Genomic DNA, 2,136 nt, shown 5'->3' on the forward strand with positions numbered 1-2,136 from the left:
CCTGTGGTCGGCGGCCACCGCGGCCCGGCAACGGCCCGGGATGTTGCCCGGGCTGAGCCAGGTCGACGCCCCGGCACTGCCGGGGATGAGCGTCCTGGAACTCACCTCCGCGGATCTGGCCGCCACCGGGATCAGCCCCGAGGAGTACCCGACGGTCCACGCCCGGCCGTGGCTCGACTCCCGGGGGGTGTGCACCACCGCCGGGCTCGCCCACGTCCCCGACGGCAGCCGGGTGGAGGTCGCCGGTGCGGTCACCCACCGTCAGCGGCCCGCCACCGCCGAGGGGGTGACCTTCCTCAGCCTCGAGGATGAGACGGGCATGACCAACGTCGTGTGCTCGGTGGGCCTGTGGGCGCGCTACCGCCCGATCGTCTCCTCCGCCCCGGCGCTCATCGTCCGCGGCACCGTGGAGAACCGCTCGGGCGCGGTGAGCGTGGTGGCGGACAAGATAGAACGCCTCCACCTGGGGATGGCGATCGGCCGCAGCCGGGACTTCAGGTGATGACCACTACCCGGCCCCGGCCGAATCCGGGTTCAGCCGAGGCCGGGTTCAGGCCGAACCCGGAATCAGATGTAGCGGACGTCCTCCCCGCGCGCCCACTGCACCAGCCTGTCGGCGGTGTCCCGGCGCGAGGGCGGGTGGTAGCCCCGGGGCCATGAGGAGTACGACCGCCACGACGACACCACACGGGCCGTGTTCGACGGGGTCTCACACACCGCCCCCGTGGTGGGGGCGGCGGCGGTTCTCGTGGCCGTGATGTTCCTCGGGAGGGCTGATCGCCGGGGACCCCGTCCATCCACATGCGCCCCCGCAAGGGTTCGTCGTAGGTTCGGGTCATGATCCTGGACGACCTCCGTGCCCGCCTCGACAGCGCCTCCGTGCTCACGGACGCGGACGTGCTCGAGGGATACCGCCAGGACTGGGCCAAGGCCCCGGACCCGGGGATGCCGCTCGCCGTGGTGCGCGCGCGGTCGACCGAGGACGTGCAGGAGGTCATGCGCTGGGCGAGTGCGCACGGCGTGCCGGTGGTCCCGCGGGGGGCCGGTTCGGGACTGTCCGGGGGAGCGACGGCGGTCGAGGGCGGCATCGTGTTGTCCACCGAGCTCATGCGCGACATCGACGTCGACCCGGTCACCCGCACCGCGACAGTCCAGCCGGGTCTGCTCAACGTCGAGGTCAAGCGGGCCGTCGCCGAGCACGGACTCTGGTATCCGCCGGACCCCTCGTCGTACGAGATCTGCTCGATCGGCGGCAACATCGCCACCAACGCCGGCGGTCTGTGCTGCGTGAAGTACGGGGTGACGACCGACTACGTCCTCGGGATGACGGTGGTGTTGGCCGACGGCACCGCGGTGCGACTGGGCGGCGCGCGGCTCAAGGACACCGCCGGGTTGAGCCTGACCAAGCTCTTCGTGGGGAGCGAGGGCACGTTGGGGATCGTCACCGAGATCATCGTGCGGCTCATCCCCGAACAGCCGCCCCGTTCCACCGTGGTGGGGATCTTCCCGGACGTGGTGGCGTGCAGCGACGCCGTCCTGGCCGTCACCCGCCGGATCCGCCCGGCGATGCTCGAGTTCATGGACAACGTCTCGATCCGGGCCGTCGAGGCGGACCTGAGGATGGGCCTGGACACCTCGGCCGGTGCGATGCTGCTGGCCCAGTCCGACCTCACCGGACCCGACCGCGCGGCCGAGACGGAGTTCATGGCCGAGGCGTTCCGCACCCACGGCGCGAGCGAGGTGTTCGCGACCGACGATCCCGAGGAGGGGGAGCAGTTCACGGTCGCGCGTCGGGCCGCGTTCACCAGCCTGGGCAAGACCGGGACGCTGCTCCTCGAGGACGTCGGCGTGCCGTTGCCCGCGCTTCCCGAGCTGGTCGCCGGGATCGAGGAGATCTCGGCCCGGCGTGATGTGCCGATCGCCCTGGTCGCCCACGCCGGTGACGGCAACACGCACCCGATCATCGTGCTGGCCGACGACGACCCGGACCGCGCTCACCGGGCCCAGGCGGCGTTCGGCGAGGTGATGGACCTGGCGATCGGGATGGGAGGGACGATCACCGGCGAACACGGCGTGGGACGCCTCAAGGCGCCGTGGCTGCCCGCCCAGCTGGGCGAGGACGTGATGGAGTTGAAC

Annotated in this window: 2 protein-coding genes; both read left to right on the top strand. The window is 71.8% G+C overall.

Annotation, left to right across the window (positions count from 1 at the left end; translation table 11 throughout):
• The coding region (locus G6028_RS17220) for an OB-fold nucleic acid binding domain-containing protein (RefSeq protein WP_241730858.1) at window positions 1-502 on the top strand (502 nt) is incomplete at its 5' end.
• Between the two features lie 335 nt (window positions 503-837).
• A partial coding sequence (locus tag G6028_RS17225; protein ID WP_182659591.1) for an FAD-binding oxidoreductase occupies window positions 838-2,136 on the top strand: 1,299 nt, incomplete at its 3' end.

The organism is Dietzia cercidiphylli (assembly GCF_014145145.1).
Classification (GTDB): domain Bacteria; phylum Actinomycetota; class Actinomycetes; order Mycobacteriales; family Mycobacteriaceae; genus Dietzia; species Dietzia natronolimnaea.